Origin of the sequence: Vibrio nigripulchritudo, from assembly GCF_027924785.1 — a bacterium.
GTDB classification, from domain to species: Bacteria; Pseudomonadota; Gammaproteobacteria; order Enterobacterales; family Vibrionaceae; genus Vibrio; species Vibrio nigripulchritudo.
The window spans coordinates 2,937,066-2,953,768 of sequence record NZ_AP027049.1 but is presented as its reverse complement, the minus strand read 5'-3'; the positions used below and the strand labels follow the sequence as shown (position 1 = coordinate 2,953,768).

At 46.5% G+C, this 16,703-nt stretch carries 12 protein-coding genes; 9 read left to right on the top strand and 3 right to left on the bottom strand.

The window, feature by feature from the left end; translation table 11 throughout:
• Positions 1–84 precede the first annotated feature (84 nt).
• The 6 genes from QMG91_RS13535 (at position 85) to QMG91_RS13510 (ending at position 6,630) form a co-directional block, all read left to right on the top strand.
• A complete protein-coding gene (locus tag QMG91_RS13535; RefSeq protein WP_281827077.1) occupies positions 85–597 on the top strand; it encodes a pilus assembly FimT family protein in 513 nt (170 codons plus the stop codon).
• A complete protein-coding gene (locus QMG91_RS13530) occupies positions 578–1,168 on the top strand; it encodes a pilus assembly protein PilW (RefSeq protein WP_223096173.1) in 591 nt (196 codons plus the stop codon). The genes QMG91_RS13535 and QMG91_RS13530 overlap by 20 nt, the downstream gene beginning before the upstream one ends.
• A complete protein-coding gene (locus tag QMG91_RS13525; protein WP_281827074.1) occupies positions 1,165–2,451 on the top strand; it encodes a hypothetical protein in 1,287 nt (428 codons plus the stop codon). The genes QMG91_RS13530 and QMG91_RS13525 overlap by 4 nt, the downstream gene beginning before the upstream one ends.
• On the top strand, positions 2,441–2,851 hold the full coding sequence (locus QMG91_RS13520; protein WP_281827072.1) for a type IV pilus modification PilV family protein: 411 nt from the start codon (positions 2,441–2,443) through the stop codon (positions 2,849–2,851). Before QMG91_RS13525 ends, QMG91_RS13520 begins: the two co-directional genes overlap by 11 nt.
• A 337-nt stretch (positions 2,852–3,188) precedes the next feature.
• Positions 3,189–4,748, top strand: coding sequence for an AbgT family transporter (locus QMG91_RS13515; RefSeq protein ID WP_281827070.1), 1,560 nt, complete (start codon positions 3,189–3,191; stop codon positions 4,746–4,748).
• Between the two features lie 325 nt (positions 4,749–5,073).
• On the top strand, positions 5,074–6,630 hold the full coding sequence (locus tag QMG91_RS13510) for an AbgT family transporter (RefSeq protein WP_281827067.1): 1,557 nt from the start codon (positions 5,074–5,076) through the stop codon (positions 6,628–6,630).
• 87 nt (positions 6,631–6,717) lie between these two features.
• On the opposite strand, the gene fghA is transcribed toward QMG91_RS13510, so the two are convergent.
• Both fghA and QMG91_RS13500 read right to left on the bottom strand, forming a co-directional pair.
• A complete protein-coding gene (gene fghA / locus QMG91_RS13505; protein WP_281827065.1) occupies positions 6,718–7,554 on the bottom strand; it encodes an S-formylglutathione hydrolase in 837 nt (278 codons plus the stop codon).
• 57 nt (positions 7,555–7,611) lie between these two features.
• On the bottom strand, positions 7,612–8,742 hold the full coding sequence (locus QMG91_RS13500; protein WP_022591652.1) for an S-(hydroxymethyl)glutathione dehydrogenase/class III alcohol dehydrogenase: 1,131 nt from the start codon (positions 8,740–8,742) through the stop codon (positions 7,612–7,614).
• 167 nt (positions 8,743–8,909) lie between these two features.
• Here QMG91_RS13500 and QMG91_RS13495 point away from each other — a divergent pair, with 167 nt between their 5' ends.
• Both QMG91_RS13495 and tadA read left to right on the top strand, forming a co-directional pair.
• The gene (locus QMG91_RS13495) at positions 8,910–9,782 is read left to right on the top strand and encodes a LysR substrate-binding domain-containing protein (protein WP_281827062.1); all 873 of its coding nucleotides are present in this window, start codon (positions 8,910–8,912) and stop codon (positions 9,780–9,782) included.
• A 49-nt stretch (positions 9,783–9,831) separates the two neighbouring features.
• Positions 9,832–10,341 (top strand): tRNA adenosine(34) deaminase TadA, encoded by a 510-nt coding sequence (tadA, locus tag QMG91_RS13490; protein ID WP_022549914.1) that lies wholly within the window; start codon positions 9,832–9,834, stop codon positions 10,339–10,341.
• Positions 10,342–10,815: 474 nt separating this feature from the next.
• Here tadA and mltF read toward each other — a convergent pair whose 3' ends face one another.
• Positions 10,816–12,375 carry a membrane-bound lytic murein transglycosylase MltF gene (mltF, locus tag QMG91_RS13485; RefSeq protein WP_022611217.1) on the bottom strand — a complete coding sequence of 520 codons (1,560 nt, stop codon included), beginning with the start codon at positions 12,373–12,375 and terminating at the stop codon, positions 10,816–10,818.
• 329 nt (positions 12,376–12,704) lie between these two features.
• Between mltF and purL the strand changes: the two genes are divergently transcribed.
• Positions 12,705–16,598, top strand: a complete 3,894-nt coding sequence (gene purL / locus QMG91_RS13480; protein WP_281827059.1) for a phosphoribosylformylglycinamidine synthase — start codon at positions 12,705–12,707, stop codon at positions 16,596–16,598.
• Positions 16,599–16,703 lie beyond the last annotated feature (105 nt).

The following is a 16,703-nucleotide window of genomic DNA, read 5'->3' as shown; positions in this document are numbered from 1 at the left end:
TTTTGCCCCGCTATTCTTAGGCGGTGCTAGCATCGCTGCAAGTCAATTTAAGTGCATATACGAAGTTTCAGAGGAATTTGGGAAATGGCTCGCGGCTTTACTTTAATAGAGCTCTTAATAACGCTGGCTGTGATGACCATTTTGCTTGGTGCATTCGCGCCTAGTTATAAATCTGTGACCGATGACAACCGTATCAATCGTCTCGCCAATGAATTACAGGGCTTCTTGATTGAAGCTCGATCTGAAGCCGTAATGAGAAATCGTGACCTTTGGGTTCACTTCACGGTATCTGGTGCTTCTGTTTCTAGTGCGTCTAAAAGCGGTGACTGGATTATCGATTTGCGAGAATCGTCCTCTATTTCTGGCGCTTTGGTTCAGTCTATCGTCGGAAAACCTTTCAAGAATATTTATGTTTCAAGCAATCATGGTCCACCTTTCAAAATAGAGGGGGTGAATGGTCGCATCGAAGCCGGAACGTTTAAATTCAGCTATCAGGAAAACATGTCCGACAGTGGAGCTGTGATTACTCACTTCACCAATGGTCGAGTCAAAGTGTGCGGTAGTACGGGGAATAGCCATGGCTTTACAGACTGCTAGCGCTTCTCGTCAGCGAGGTGCGTCTTTAATCGAGCTGATGATCGCTTCCGCTCTCAGCCTGTTGGCAATTGCGTCGGTTGGCTCTATTTATCTTTCTGCCCAAAAATCAGCGACACAACGTTCGTTAGATTTATTGGTGCTTCAGAGCATGTCTGACACGTTGAAATACATAAAAGAAGACGCACTCAGAGCAGGCTATAACGGAAGCAACGACAAAGCCGCAATGGTTTCTGGGGCTTCAAGTGTGTTCCTCACGACTTCTAGTTCGATTGGTTACGTCTATCTCAATAAAGAAAACAAATATGAGCACGTGTTCTTTAAACACGATGATAACAACGTCAAGATTTGTTCGAAACAGTCGGCAGCAATCAGTACACAAGCGTCATGTAGCCCCTATTTTAAAATGCTTGATGAGAAACAGGTTAAGGTGACCGCTTTTGAGGTCGGAAACACGCCTCTGGGATCGACCGTAAGTTCCGCTTTCATATCCATAAAAATGACAGGATCTTTGAAAAACTCCACCGACACAGTGACGCTCTCCACCTCATTTAAACAAAGGAACTGGAAATGATGCGGCGCAATCAAGGATACATTACCCTAACTGTCACCAGCTTTGTGTTGGTTGCCGCGCTTATCTTGATTCTCGGTTCATACAAGCAAGTGTTTTTTCAAATTAAGCGTGCCCAGAATGAAGTGAAAAACAGGCAGGAGCACTGGTTAGCGGAAGGGGGATTGGAGTGCATCTATACCCGAGCGCATGTCGATAAAATTTCCGCAGGCAGTGTTACTGGATGTTCGAGTCAAGCCGGTTTAACGCTTGATCTCAATACTTCTTCGGCAGGAAGAATGGCGGTTGCCAAAGTTGGCACGACGATATTGGAAAAAGAGATTCGTTACGGTGGTTCACTGGGTTCAGGAGTGTTGCAATCAAGCGCCAGTATTTATCTTTTTGGTGCCACTGCCTTCGACACTCCTGATCCCGGTATGCTCAAAAAGGATGGTTGGGAGTGTGTAGCAGTTCGTTACAAAGATGCCTTTAGAGTGAGGGGGAATATAGAAAATAAAGGTGTAAAAGAAGGAGAAAAACCTTGGGCAACATTCGATCATAAAGGAAAAGATTGCAGAAGTTCGCACAAAACAGTAACGACAAGTGGAGGTTCTGAAAACATTTCTACCGGAGATTTTTACCAAGATACAGATGTAAAACCATTTGAGAACTTTTTTGGTGTGCCTTTGAGCAGGGCTGACGAAGTCCGCGACAATGGTAACTTTACTATTCTTGAGGGATCGTTGAGCCATGGTACGAAAATACTGAGCAACTGCGGGGCAAAAATTGCAGATGCAATTAGTAATGGCGGTGAGTTTATTTGGGTGAACGGAGGGTGTGAAATTAACGATGCACAGTACGATTCACTGATAACCGCGACAAATCGTACGGCGAATGGTGTCACTTTAGTGGTGAGTAATGGACCTCTTTCATTGATGTCTAGTACGGCAACAGGTGAATTCAAAGGTTTACTCTTCCATATCAACCCTACATATACACCTAACCTTACACACTGGGAAGCATTACCCGGTGGTGATACATATATCAACCCTGTTGGTACGTCTGAGTTTTCGGCAGAAATAAGAGCACGTGCTACTTACTTCCAAAGAGGAGCATTTACTTTCTCTGGTGGGCAATATATTGATTCAAAAGAGTTTACTGACCCTAGCGATCCTACTAAGAAGCTCAGTCACTACGCACTTTTTGATCAGGCTATAAGTTTGAATTTTAACAAAGACATTATTGACTACGCTCGCAGTAAAAATTCTCCTCCTCAATGGCTAAAAGGATCATGGAATGACTTCTAAAAAGCAGATGGGTTTCAGCCTGATTGAAGTGATGATTGCGTTTTTGCTTTTTGGTGTAGGTATGCTGGGTATGGTGAAGCTACAGACGTTTATGGAACATAAATCGGAACATGCAGCACGGAGCCTTGAAGCGTTATACTTGGCAGAATCGAAACTGGAGCATTTCAGGAAACGTTCGGTTAGCGGCGCAAACGGCACGATTCAATTTAGCTTGATTGCGTCTGGCAGCGAAGCCAGAAGTGGAGGATACACTTTAACCTGGTCGGTTTCTCAGGCAACGGGCACAGTGTCATCTGCGGTTAAAGTTATAACGATTGATAGTGCATGGCAGGATCGCTTAAACACCACTCAGAAAGTGACTTTGCAAACCATGCTGTCAAAATACAATGAGTTTGATTAGGCCAACAGACTCTATCCTTTATCACCAGTTATCCGGATAACTTTCGCCGGAATGTCATTGACGTAAAATTCACCAGGCTAATAATTAAAGTATTCATATTGAAGCGCTATGGGGAAATTAACTTTCCTGTAGCGCTTTTATTTTGTGCTAGTTACGTGATTGCAGTTCGATTGTTGGTTATTTGTAAATTTTTTAGAAATAATTGTCTGAGATTATAAAAATGGTTGGTTTATTGTGCTTTTAATTTGGGGTTGAAATAGAATAGTTATTTGCGAGGTGGGCAAAAATTAGAAAACTACACGCCCGTAAACAACATCCAAATACTATGGAGTTACCTATGAGTAACCAAGCTGTTAAACAGGCACCATCGTCCCAACCGTCGGGCATGGACCGATTTTTAAACTTTATTGAACGCGCTGGAAACAAGATACCGGATCCGGCAATTTTGTTTTTTTGGGCACTAGTCATCGTTTGGGTTTCATCCGCTCTACTTTCTAACGTTTCCTTTGATCTGATGAACCCACGCACTGGTGAAGCACTGCAAATTAATAACTTGCTAGCGGGTGAAGCTCTGGCAAGTTTCCTCGCAAATATGGTGACAACATTCACCAGTTTTGCGCCACTTGGAATTGTTCTGGTGGCAATGTTGGGGGTAGGCGTTGCAGACTCTTCTGGTTTTATTACCACTGGTCTGAAGAAGATGCTGAACTTCACTCCTGCTAAATTGCTGACACCAATGCTCATTCTGGTTGCGATCGTATCTCATACCGCTGCAGATGCAGGCTACGTTCTGGTTATTCCTCTTGGTGGCATCATCTTCCACGCAGCTGGTCGTCACCCTCTTGCGGGTATCGCTGCTGCGTTTGCTGGTGTATCCGGCGGCTTTTCCGCGAACTTCATCCCTTCCGGTATTGATCCCCTGCTTGCGGGATTTACACAAACGGCAGCTCAGGTACTGGACGAAAGTTATGTGATTAACCCACTGGCGAATATCTTCTTTACTGGATTGTCCTCAATAGTGATTGTTGCGATCGGCTGGTACGTGACCGAGAAAATCATCGAGCCACGCCTAACTAACACACCAGTTGATGAAGATGCAGAAGAAGCACCGGATTTAGGTTCATTTACAGAAATAGAATCTAAAGCATTCCGTTACGCGGGTTGGGCAATGGTTGCGGGTATCGCACTGCTGGTCGCTGCCCTTATTCCAGAAAACTCTGCGCTTCGTTCCCCTGAAGGTGAGCTGACGGCGTTTTCTGCGCCAGTGATGAAATCCATTGTGCCACTTATCTTCATTCTGTTTATCATTCCGGGCATTGTCTACGGGCGCGTTTCAGGCACATTTAAAAACAGCAACGACGTTATCAAAGCGATGTCCGATACCATGGCAACCATGGGTGCCTACATTGTGATGTCCTTCTTCTGTGCGCAGTTCCTGTCGGCATTTGGTCAGTCAAACATTGGTACAATGCTGGCTCTGTATGGCGCTGAAGGTTTGAAAGCTATGGAGTTACCAGGTCAGGCAACGGTGGTTGGCATGATTCTACTCACTGCTTTCGTGAACCTGCTTGTCGGTTCCGCGTCTGCTAAGTGGGCATTGATTGGTCCTATTCTGGTTCCCATGTTGATGGCGGTAGGCATTTCGCCAGAACTGTCGCAAGCGGCGTACCGTGTAGGCGATTCTGTTTCCAATATCATTTCACCACTGATGGTATTCTTCCCTCTGGTAGTGGTGTATTGCCAACGCTACGTGAAGTCTACCGGTATTGGCACGTTAGCGTCGTTAATGATGCCATTCTCCATCGCCATGTTGATTGGCTGGACCATCTTCTTGCTGGCGTACTGGGCACTTGGCATCCCGCTAGGGATTCAGGCTCCATATACTTACACTATGTAAAAAGCACCTTTACTCAGAATATTAGCCCTGCGATTGCAGGGCTTTGTTTTATGTAGAATTAAATGACTTTAAATTCAGAAATGTTGAATATTTCCAATGTTGAAAACTATTTAATTAAAGGTTAATAAAACTAGCGAAAATCCAATTGTTTGAAATTTATAACCAAGTAAGAATCTAATATATGGTTATTAATTCTATGTTTATTCTGGGTTTCTAAATGTGTTTCTCAAGGTTCTATATTCAATCTTTACAGGGTTAGGCGACTTTGCTAATGTCATTGCTTATTTTTTTTGTGATGTAGAACACATTTGGAGAGAGTAGAAAAATGAGCGAAGCGGTAGCTCCTGAACCCAAGCCGAAAGGTGTGATTGGGTTTATAGAAAAAGCGGGTAAAAAGATTCCTGACCCCGTTATCATCTTCATGTTTTTGTTTGTATTTTCTTTGGTGGTAACAGGGCTAGCTGATGGTGTTTCATTTGAGACCCTTGGTCGGGGTGGTGAAGCCGTTCAGCATGAGATTAAAAATATGCTGCAAGCCGAGCATATTCGCTGGATGTTTGATAACGCGTTGCTAAAAAACTGGCTGGCATTTGGTCATGGAGTTTTAGGCGTTATTTTGATTGTAATGCTGGGAATCGGTATTGCTGAGAACTCCGGTTTGCTGACAGCGGTGATCAAAAAAGTCGGTCTAAAGATCCCTGATAAACTTCTACCGGCTTTGATCGTCTTCCTGGGGATCATGAGTTCTATCGCCGCAGATGCGGGTTATCTGGTACTTATTCCACTGGCTGGTCTTCTCTATGCCGGTCTGGGTAAGAACCCATTGATTGGTATGGCAGCCGCTTTTGCCGGGGTTTCTGCTGGTTTCAGTGCCAACTTACTTCCTGCAACACCCGCTGACGTTGTTCTGGGTGTTAACGCTAAGATCTTTGCTGAATCTCAGGGCGTTCCTTTCGTCGGTGGTAACGGTGAAGCACTTAACCCCGCAACCATGCACTATTTCTTCATTCTGGTATCCACGTTTGTTCTGGCTGCTGTTGGTGCATGGGTTACTGCTAAATTTGTAAGTCCTCGTCTTGAAAAAATGTCTTACCAGTTGCCTGAAGAAATCAACTTCGATGAGTTCGAGTTGAATGCCAAAGAAAGCAAAGGCCTTCGCTGGGCAGGGCTGGGTTTGATAGCTTCTCTTGTTGCGATTTACCTGATGTCAACAGGACCACTTGGCACCTATACAAATGAAGCAGGCAAAGAAGTTACCCCTTATCTGGATAACGTGATTCTGCTGATTTCACTGGTGTTTGCAGTGTCTGGTCTGTGCTTTGGTTACGCAACGGGTAAATTCAAGAATCTACAAGACGTGGTTAAAGCCATGGTCACTCAGATGAACACCATGGGTTACATCCTTGTTCTGACGTTCTTCTGTTACAACTTCCTGGCGCTATTAAGCTATTCCGGTCTTGGTACTTATGTGACCTACTTAGGTGCTACTTTCTTGCAGTCTCTTGGTTTGCAGAAGTTCCCAGTATTGCTGATCATCGGATTTATCATCACAACCGCATTGATCAACCTGTTCGTGGGAGGTCTAACGTCTAAGTGGATGCTGCTTGGTCCTATTTTTGTTCCTATGCTGTATCAGGTTAATCCGAACATGACTCCAGATTTGGTCACCGCAGCGTACCGTGTTGCCGATTCGTCGACCAACATCATTACACCAATGATGAGTTATGCGGGTGTCATCTTGGCATTCATGCGTAAGTACAAGCCTGAGCTGACCTTTGGTGATGTGATCGCAATGATGGTGCCATACTCCATCGCGTTCCTGACTATCTGGACAGCCGTGCTAATTGGCTTCTTTAGCTTTAGTATTCCACTGGGTTTCTAAGCTCTGTTAGAAACTGTCCGGATAAAAGAAAACCCAGCGATTAAGCTGGGTTTTCTAATTTTAGGTAAGTGCTATTTAAGACACTTGCTATTTAAGGTATCTGGCGTGAAATGCCAAATGCTCTTCAATGAAGCTTTGAATAAAGAAGTAGCTGTGGTCGTAGCCGGGCTGCATTCTTAACTCAATATTATCGTGACCCTGAGCCATAGCTTCAAAAGCTTCAGGTTTTAGCTGTTCTTTTAGGAAAGAATCCGCATCGCCCTGGTCGATTAAAATTGGCGGCACTTGTTCTGCCTGAGACAGTAGTTCGCAGCTGTCGTAATCCTTCCAGCTTTCTTTGTTGTCACCCAGATAATTTGAAAACGCTTTGATTCCCCAAGGACAGTTTATCGGATTGGTGATAGGGCTAAATGCCGACACACTTTGGTAATCCTTTGAGTTTTTAATTCCAATAGAGAGTGCGCCATGACCCCCCATGCTGTGACCGGAAATCGATTTTTCTGCGGTAACAGGAAATTCAGATTCAATGATTGCGGGCAGTTCGTTGACCACATAGTCATACATATTGTAATGACGGTTCCAAGGGGGTTGGGTTGCGTTCAGGTAAAAACCAGCTCCTAGCCCAAAGTCGTATGCGCCATCTTCGTCATCCGGTACGCCCTCACCACGCGGGCTCGTGTCGGGTGCAACAATCGCAATACCAAGCTCGGCTGCTTTTTTAAATGCACCAGCCTTTTGCATAAAGTTTTCGTCGGTACAGGTAAGCCCGGATAACCAATACAAAACGGGAACGGAAGTTGTTTCGGCTTTTGGAGGAAGGAAAATCGCGAATCGCATTTCGCAGTCGACAGAGGCGGACTGATGGGTGAATTGTTTGTGCCAGCCACCATGCACTTTCGCGGCGCTGATTTCAGTGATAGCCATGAATTGGAGCTTCCTTAAAAGCGACAGAGCGGAAGCACCGCTCTGCCGGATTGTGAGTTATCTGTCGAAATGTACAACAGAGCGGATGCTTTCGCCTTTGTGCATTAAATCAAATGCGTCATTGATCCCATCTAGCCCCATGGTGTGAGTGATGAACTCTTGCAGCCCAAATTCACCTGCCATGTAGCGTTCCACAATGCCAGGTAATTCAGAGCGACCTTTAACGCCACCAAAGGCACTGCCTCGCCAAACTCGCCCGGTAACCAATTGGAAAGGTCTGGTTGAGATTTCCTGGCCAGCGCCCGCTACGCCAATAATGACAGATTCTCCCCAGCCTTTATGACAGCACTCTAATGCTGAGCGCATCACGTTGACGTTGCCAATACATTCGAACGAGAAATCTACGCCGCCGTCAGTCATTTCTATGATGACGTCTTGAATAGGTTTATCGTAGTGCTGAGGGTTGATGCAATCGGTCGCGCCTAGCTGACGAGCAAGATCGAACTTACTTTCGTTGATGTCGACACCAATAATCCGGCTCGCACCTGCCATCGTCGCGCCGATGATCGCAGAGAGACCAATGCCACCTAAACCGAATATCGCTACGGTGTCGCCTTTCTGCACTTTGGCAGTATTAAGCACCGCGCCCATTCCCGTTGTTACACCACAGCCCAGCAAACACACTTCTTCAAGAGGGGCGTTCTGGTTTACTTTCGCCAATGAAATCTCTGGTAATACTGTGTATTCTGAGAAGGTTGAGCAACCCATGTAGTGGTAGATAGGCTCGCCGTCTTTGTAGAAACGGGTAGTGCCGTCTGGCATTAAGCCTTTACCTTGTGTTTCGCGTACTGCCTGACACAGGTTCGTTTTGCCGGAAGTGCAGAACTTACACTCTCCGCACTCAGCGGTGTAAAGAGGGATTACGTGGTCACCAACTTCAACACTGGTGACGCCTTCACCCACCATTTCGACAATCCCGCCACCTTCATGACCCAGGATAGATGGGAAGATGCCTTCTGGATCTTCGCCAGACAAAGTAAATGCGTCAGTATGGCAAACGCCACTCGCAACAATTTTTACCAGGACTTCGCCTGCTTTAGGCAACATGACATCCACTTCTTCGATCGAGAGTGGTTGATTCGGCCCCCATGCCACAGCGGCACGAGATTTGATGAATTGCTCAGACATAATTGGTTCCCTAATAATTAGTATCCCCCGCCATTACTCTAACTCAATGAAGGAGTTGGCAGATTATGAGCTCTAGTTTAATTAATTTATCTCAGTTGATAATCAGGCTAAAATGAAAATGACTATTACATATTTGTAATAATGGTTTTTGCGATAAGAGGTTGATTATGGAGCAATGGGAAGGGGTAACAGAGTTTGTTGCCGTTGCTGAACAGTCCAGTTTTACGTTAGCAGCTCAAAAATTATCAACCTCAGTCGCACAAGTGAGTCGCAAGATATCAAAGTTAGAACAACGGTTGTCTGTCAAGTTGCTGCTTCGTACCACGCGTAAAGTGACTTTGACCGATGCAGGCAAGGTTTATTATCAGCACTGTCGGCACCTTGTCGATGGGCTGGAGTTTGCCGAACAAGCCGTGACGGAGTTGCAAAGTACCCTGAAAGGCAAAATAAAGCTGACGGCACCTGTCACCTATGGCGAGCAGATGCTGGCACCTGTACTCAGCGAGTTTTTGACGATTTATCCTGAAGTAGAGCTGGATTTTCATTTGTCCAACCAAAAGCTCGATATGTTAGAACACGGGTTCGATCTCGCTATCCGCCTTGGGCACCTTGGTGACTCGACTTACATTGCGAAGCGGTTGGGGTCTCGTCAGATGCACGTTTGCGCCAGCCCTGGCTATATAGAAAAGCACGGTGAGCCGCGCGCACTGCTGGAGCTGTCTCAGCATCAATGCCTGATTGGTAACCATCCGTACTGGCGATTTATAGAAAATGGTCACAAGCGACAGCTCTCTGTAGAAGGGAGGATGACGTGTGACAGTGGGCGAGTACTGATTAACGCCGCACTAAATGGCATTGGAATCGTGCAGTTACCGGATTACTACGTTCATCAACATATGGCGACAGGTAAACTGGTGGAACTGCTTACAGATTTTCGGGACACCAAAGAAGGGATCTGGGCGCTTTATCCTAATAATCGTTACCTGTCTTCTAAGGTCCGTCTGCTGATCGACTTTCTTGCCGAAAGACTGTCCATTTAGTCAAACTAGAATATAATCCGCCTCAGAAGCCGATACATCGAGAAAAAACGTGCCTTTTAGCGAACAAGACGAACAGTTTATGCGCCATGCTATGGCGTTAGCAGACAGAGCCGAACAGGAAGGGGAAGTGCCAGTCGGCGCTGTTCTGGTCAAAGATGGGGAAGTTATTGCAGAAGGGTGGAACCGCTCGATTGGTCAGCATGATGCGACTGCTCATGCCGAAATTCAGGTGCTCCGCAAAGCAGGTTCAGCCATTGAAAACTATCGTTTGCTAGATACCACTTTGTACGTGACGCTAGAGCCTTGCCCAATGTGCGCTGGTGCTCTGCTCCACAGCCGTGTGAAGCGCATTGTTTATGGCGCGCCCGATTTAAAAGCAGGGGCAGCTGGTACCGTATTAAATCTGTTTGAAAGTCAGGCGTCATATCACTATGCAGTTATCGAATCCGGTTTGCTGGAACAAGAGTGTCGCGAACAGTTGCAGAGTTTTTTCAAGAGAAGACGTAAAGAGAAGAAAGCGCTGAAAGAGAAGAAATCTGATGGCAAACATCAGGATTGATGTTTGCCGTTTAGAAATACCGTATCTTCTGAATTAAGAGTCGAAGCAAAGAGCAAAAGCTCTGCTACGCCAAATCACTTTTTTCTTGTTATTGGCAAGCATTCGCTTACGACGGTTAGAAGATACAGCCTTTTGGAGCAGTCGTTTAGACGACTTTCTTTTGGAGAACATAGTTTCTCTCCTCTACCAAGCTAACAATAACGGTGCTGTTTTATTTTTCTGGCACCGCCCAATCACTCATTTCACCGCTTTTCACTACGTCTTGTCTGCGGCGAAAAGTGAGATTTCGTTTACTGCGAAGCACTGTTTATAAGCTTCGATTGTTACGGGTTGATGACGAATCAAGATCAATCGCCATCCCGTTCAATGTAAGGGCGAATTTAACATTTTTCAAGTGGTAGGATTTTGTTGTCGAATGACTGCTATTTAAGAGAGAAAAATTCGCGCCCGAAAGAAGATTCGAGCGCGGTAGGATTACTTTTTATCTTCTGTCGATTTACTTTCTTCTGAAGATGCCTTGTTTGAATCAACGTTTTCGTTTTCAGAGCGATCTTCGTCGTTTGTAGATACTGAACTAGAAACCGACTCTGATGCGGAAGAGATAGGCACATCAATCACCTGTAAGTCATCGATACTGAGCTCTTCATTATCGATTCGCTGTTTATCCACATGACCAATGATCGATTGGTAGTAGCGACGGATGTTTTCTACGTAGTTCCTAGCTTCATCGCCACGCGCGTAACCATATCGTGTTTTACTGTAGAACTCTTTTTTGCGCAGTAAAGGCAGGCGATCTTTCACATCTGCCCAGGAATCCGGGTCGCCACCCTGACGTTTGGTCAGGCGGCGCGCGTCCATCATGTGACCATAACCAACGTTATAAGACGCTAATGCAAACCAGATTTTCTCATGTTCTGAAATGGAATCGGGTACGCGATCCACAATACGTCGCAAGTACTCCACACCACCACGTACTGACTGCTCCGGGTCGAGTCGGTTTTTCACCCCGACACTTTTCGCAGTTGGCAGGGTTAACATCATCATACCCCGAACACCGGTGGGCGATTTAGCCAGAGGATTCCAATGGGATTCCTGATAAGCCAAAGCGGCGATCAAACGCCAGTCAAATTCGTTGGAATGCTTTTTAAACAGAGATTCCCATTTCGGAAGTTTACTGTCCAGAGCACGAATAAAGGCACGTGTATCAACGAAATCGAAGCTTTCTACATGCCCGAAGTATTTTTCTTCCAAACGTGCCAAGTCTCCGGATTGTTTCAGCAGACCGAAGAATTCTATTAGTAAGGCATACAGGCTTTCATCGTCACTGCGACGCATGTACCAGGAAATAGGCTGGTCTTCTGTCAGCTCAAAAGCAAGTGCCAGAGAAGGGTAGAGGCGCTGGGAAAGTGACAACTCTACAGAATCCGCCATCGTCAGTGCCAGTTCGCCTTTGTAGACCTTTTGAAGGAGATCATTCACATCGGCATCGTTTTCATCTCGGTAAACGAGCCCGGGTTTTTCTTTTTGCAGTGCTTTTAACGTGCGTTCAAAGTGAGAATCTTTCACCACGACAATAGGGATTTGTTTGTCGACGAGCTGGTCGACATTACGTGGTCGCCAGGAACCTTTTTTATACACCACTTGCTGAGAAACGTAGTAGTAAGCGGGACCTGCTCTAAACAACTTTAATCTGTCTGGGGTCTGGCTCAGACCTGCGGCAATCATGTCAATTTCGCCACGCTCTAACGCCGGGAACAATTCAGCTAAACGATAGGCAGGTTTCATTTCAAGTTTTACGCCCAATTCGTCAGCAAATCGCTTCGCCAGTTCGAAATCCAACCCGGTTGGACCATCAGGACCAATGTAATAAGAGAGTTGGTTATTTAGAGTTCCGACTCTCAACGTACCTCTTTCGCGAACTTTTTCCAGTTCACTTTTAGGGTTCGATTCTATCTGACAGCCAGCCAGCACAAGGCTGAAAAGGGAGAAAAGTGTTAATCGCCTTAACCAAACTAACGGGGCAAAATTACTCAAAGTGACATACTCATATTAAAGCTGAGCCCTCTTTATATCAAAGCAGGTCAGTAGGGCAAAGTCAGATGCTCAAAAAGAATTAAAAAGCGCGAGCTGGTGGATGAAAGTTCATTCAGCTACGTAACCGAAGTCAGAATTGAGAGGCGTCTGAAACCACGTGCGACAAAAAAAGACGCAAACGGTTGCTATTTGTGGTTACGTCACAAATTTTTTCCTCTATAATACGCCCGCAAAAGCGAGGTGAAATTGGTATGAGTTTTTGAGTTGATTTTAACTCATTGAATTTATTGCAATATCACCTTAACTAACTGCATAAGAGACCTAAGCACATGAGAATTTTGCGTGGCTCCCCAGCTCTTTCTGAGTTTTGTGTTAACAAATTACTTGAACTTTGTCGTGAGCAAAGCCTGCCAGTAACAGGTATTTACGCTGAGTTTATGCACTTTGCTGACCTGACAGCGGATCTAGATGCGTCTGAACTCGACAAGCTAGAAAAACTGCTGACTTACGGTCCAACGATCGAAGAGCACGAGCCAGAAGGTCTTCTACTTCTTGTGACTCCACGTCCGGGTACTATTTCTCCTTGGTCTTCTAAATCCACGGATATCGCCATCAACTGTGGTCTTGAGAAAGTAAAACGTCTTGAGCGCGGCACGGCTTATTACATTGAAACGTCAGCTGAACTGTCTGACGAGCAAACTCAGGCAGTCAAAGCACTGATTCACGATCGCATGATGGAATCTGTGTTCACTGATCTTGAAGCAGCATCTGCATTGTTCACGGTTGCAGAGCCTGCGCCAGTGGCTCACGTTGATATCTTAGCGGGTGGTCGAGCGGCGCTTGAAGAAGCAAACGTTTCTCTTGGTCTTGCCCTTGCAGAAGACGAAATCGACTACTTAGTGGAAAACTTCACTAAGCTGGGTCGTAACCCTAATGACATCGAGCTGATGATGTTTGCACAGGCGAACTCAGAGCACTGTCGCCACAAAATCTTTAATGCAGACTGGACTATCGATGGCGAACAGCAAGATAAGTCTCTGTTTAAGATGATCAAGAACACCTTCGAGACTACGCCAGATCACGTACTGTCTGCTTACAAAGACAACGCAGCGGTAATGACAGGTTCAAAAGTCGGTCGTTTCTTCCCAAATCCTGAAACTCGCCAGTACAACTACCATCACGAAGATGCTCATATCCTGATGAAGGTAGAAACACACAACCACCCAACAGCAATTTCTCCTTGGCCGGGCGCTTCTACAGGTTCAGGTGGTGAAATCCGTGACGAAGGCGCTACGGGTATTGGTGGCAAACCAAAAGCGGGTCTTGTTGGATTCACAACGTCTAACCTGCGTATTCCTGGTTACGAACAACCTTGGGAAACTGATTTCGGTAAGCCGGGTCGTATCGTTAACGCTCTGGACATCATGCTAGAAGGTCCACTCGGTGGCGCAGCGTTCAACAACGAATTTGGTCGTCCTAACCTGTTGGGCTACTTCCGTACTTACGAAGAAAAAGTGACTTCTCACGCGGGTGAAGAAGTACGTGGTTACCACAAGCCGATCATGATTGCCGGTGGTATGGGTAACATTCGCGATGAGCACGTTCAGAAGAAAGAAATCCCAGTAGGTGCGAAACTTATCGTACTGGGTGGTCCTGCGATGAACATCGGTCTTGGTGGCGGTGCGGCTTCTTCTATGGCTTCAGGTCAATCGGCAGAAGACCTGGATTTTGCTTCTGTACAGCGTGAAAACCCAGAGATGGAGCGTCGTTGTCAGGAAGTGATTGACCGTTGTTGGCAGTTGGGTGAAAACAACCCAATCGCATTTATCCACGATGTGGGCGCTGGCGGTATCTCAAACGCACTGCCAGAGTTATGTGACGATGGTGAGCGTGGCGGTAAGTTCCAGCTACGCGACGTTCCTAATGATGAGCTGAGCATGAGCCCGCTTGAAATCTGGTGTAACGAATCACAAGAGCGCTATGTAATGGCGGTCGCACCAGAAAACATGGAAACTTTTGATGCTATCTGTAAGCGTGAACGTGCTCCTTATGCGGTAGTGGGTGAAGCAACTGAAGAGCGCCACCTAACGCTGGAAGATTCACACTTCGACAACACGCCTATTGATATGCCAATGGACATCTTGTTAGGTAAAACGCCTAAGATGCACCGTGAAGCCATTACGCTTAAAGTGGATAGCCCAGCTATCGCACGTGACGGCATCGAACTGAACGAAGCGGCGGATCGTGTTCTTCGTCTTCCTACCGTGGCAGAAAAAACATTCCTTATCACCATTGGCGACCGCACCGTAACGGGCTTGGTTGCTCGTGACCAAATGGTTGGTCCTTGGCAGGTTCCAGTGGCGAACTGCGCAGTAACGGCGGCAAGCTACGATTCTTACCACGGTGAAGCGATGTCGATGGGTGAGCGTACACCAGTTGCACTGCTTGACTTCGGCGCGTCTGCTCGTTTAGCAGTAGGTGAGTCACTAACGAACATTGCAGCGACAGACATCGGCGACATCAAACACATCAAACTGTCCGCAAACTGGATGTCTCCAGCGGGTCACCCTGGCGAAGATGCTGGTCTTTACGAAGCAGTAAAAGCAGTGGGTGAAGAGCTATGTCCGACACTAGGTCTGACTATCCCTGTGGGTAAAGATTCTATGTCGATGAAGACTAAGTGGAATGAAAACGGTGAGGACAAAGAAGTCACTTCGCCACTTTCACTGGTTATCACGGCATTTGGTCGTGTGGAAGACGTACGTAAGACAGTCACTCCGCAGCTACTAACAGACAAAGGTGAATCATCTTTGGTTCTGGTCGACCTGGGTAACGGTAAGAACCGTTTAGGTGCAACAGCACTGGCACAGGTATACAAACAGTTGGGTGACAAGCCTGCTGATGTAGACAACGCTGAGCAACTAAAAGGCTTCTTCGACGCAATGCAGACCCTTGTCCGTGAAGACAAGCTGGTGGCATACCACGATAAAGGCGACGGTGGCTTGTTTGTCACCCTAGCGGAAATGGCATTCGCAGGTCATTGTGGTGTTCGAGCGAATATTGCAGAACTTGGCGAAGATGTACTGGCAGCGCTATTTAATGAAGAACTGGGTGCCGTGGTTCAGGTTAAGAACGATGACTTGGATGCAGTGCTTTCTACTCTGGCTGCGAATGGCTTGGAGACATGCTCTCACGTTATCGGTAGTGTTGAAGATTCTGACGACTTTGTTATCACTTCAGGTGATACAGTTGTGCTTGAGCGTTCACGCACAGAGCTGCGTACTATCTGGGCAGAGACAACGCACAAGATGCAAGGTCTCCGTGATAACCCTGCCTGTGCAGACCAAGAATTCGAAGCGAAGAAAGACAACTCAGACCCAGGTCTGAACGTCAAACTGAGCTACGACGTGAATGAAGACATCGCTGCACCATACATTGCGAAAGGCGCTAAACCTAAGATGGCAATCCTGCGTGAGCAGGGCGTTAACTCTCACGTTGAAATGGCTGCGGCGTTTGATCGTGCTGGTTTTGAAGCGACTGATATTCACATGAGCGACATCCTGACTGGTAAAGCAGTACTGGATGAGTACAACGGTCTTGTGGCGTGTGGTGGTTTCTCTTACGGTGACGTGTTAGGCGCAGGTGAAGGCTGGGCGAAATCCATCCTGTTCAACGGTCAGGCACGCGAGCAGTTTGAAGGCTTCTTCAAGCGTGAAGACACCTTCTCTCTTGGTGTGTGTAATGGCTGTCAGATGCTTTCAAACCTGAAAGAACTGATTCCTGGTGCTGACTTGTGGCCACGTTTCGTGCGCAACGAATCTGAGCGTTTCGAAGCTCGTTTCAGCCTGGTTGAGGTTCAGAAGTCCGACTCTGTCTTCTTCAATGGTATGGAAGGTTCTCGCATGCCAATCGCAGTGTCACACGGTGAAGGTCGTGTTGAAGTTCGCGATGCAGAGCACCTAGCCGCAATTGAAGCGTCTGGTACAGTGGCTGTGCGTTACGTTGATAACCACGGTAACCCAACGCAGCAATACCCGAACAACCCGAACGGTTCTCCAAACGCAATCACGGGTCTGACTACACAAGATGGTCGTGTAACCATCATGATGCCTCACCCAGAGCGTGTGTTCCGTACCGTAGCCAACTCTTGGTCACCAGAAGGTTGGGGCGAGAACGGCGCTTGGATGCGTATGTTCCAAAATGCTCGCAAAAATGTCGGTTAATTGAGTTTTCGCTAGCAACTGAATCTCAGTTTACCGTAACCGCCAGAGTGAAAGCTCTGGCGGTTTTTTGTACGACTGCATGAGCGTAAAAATTACGAGCAAAGT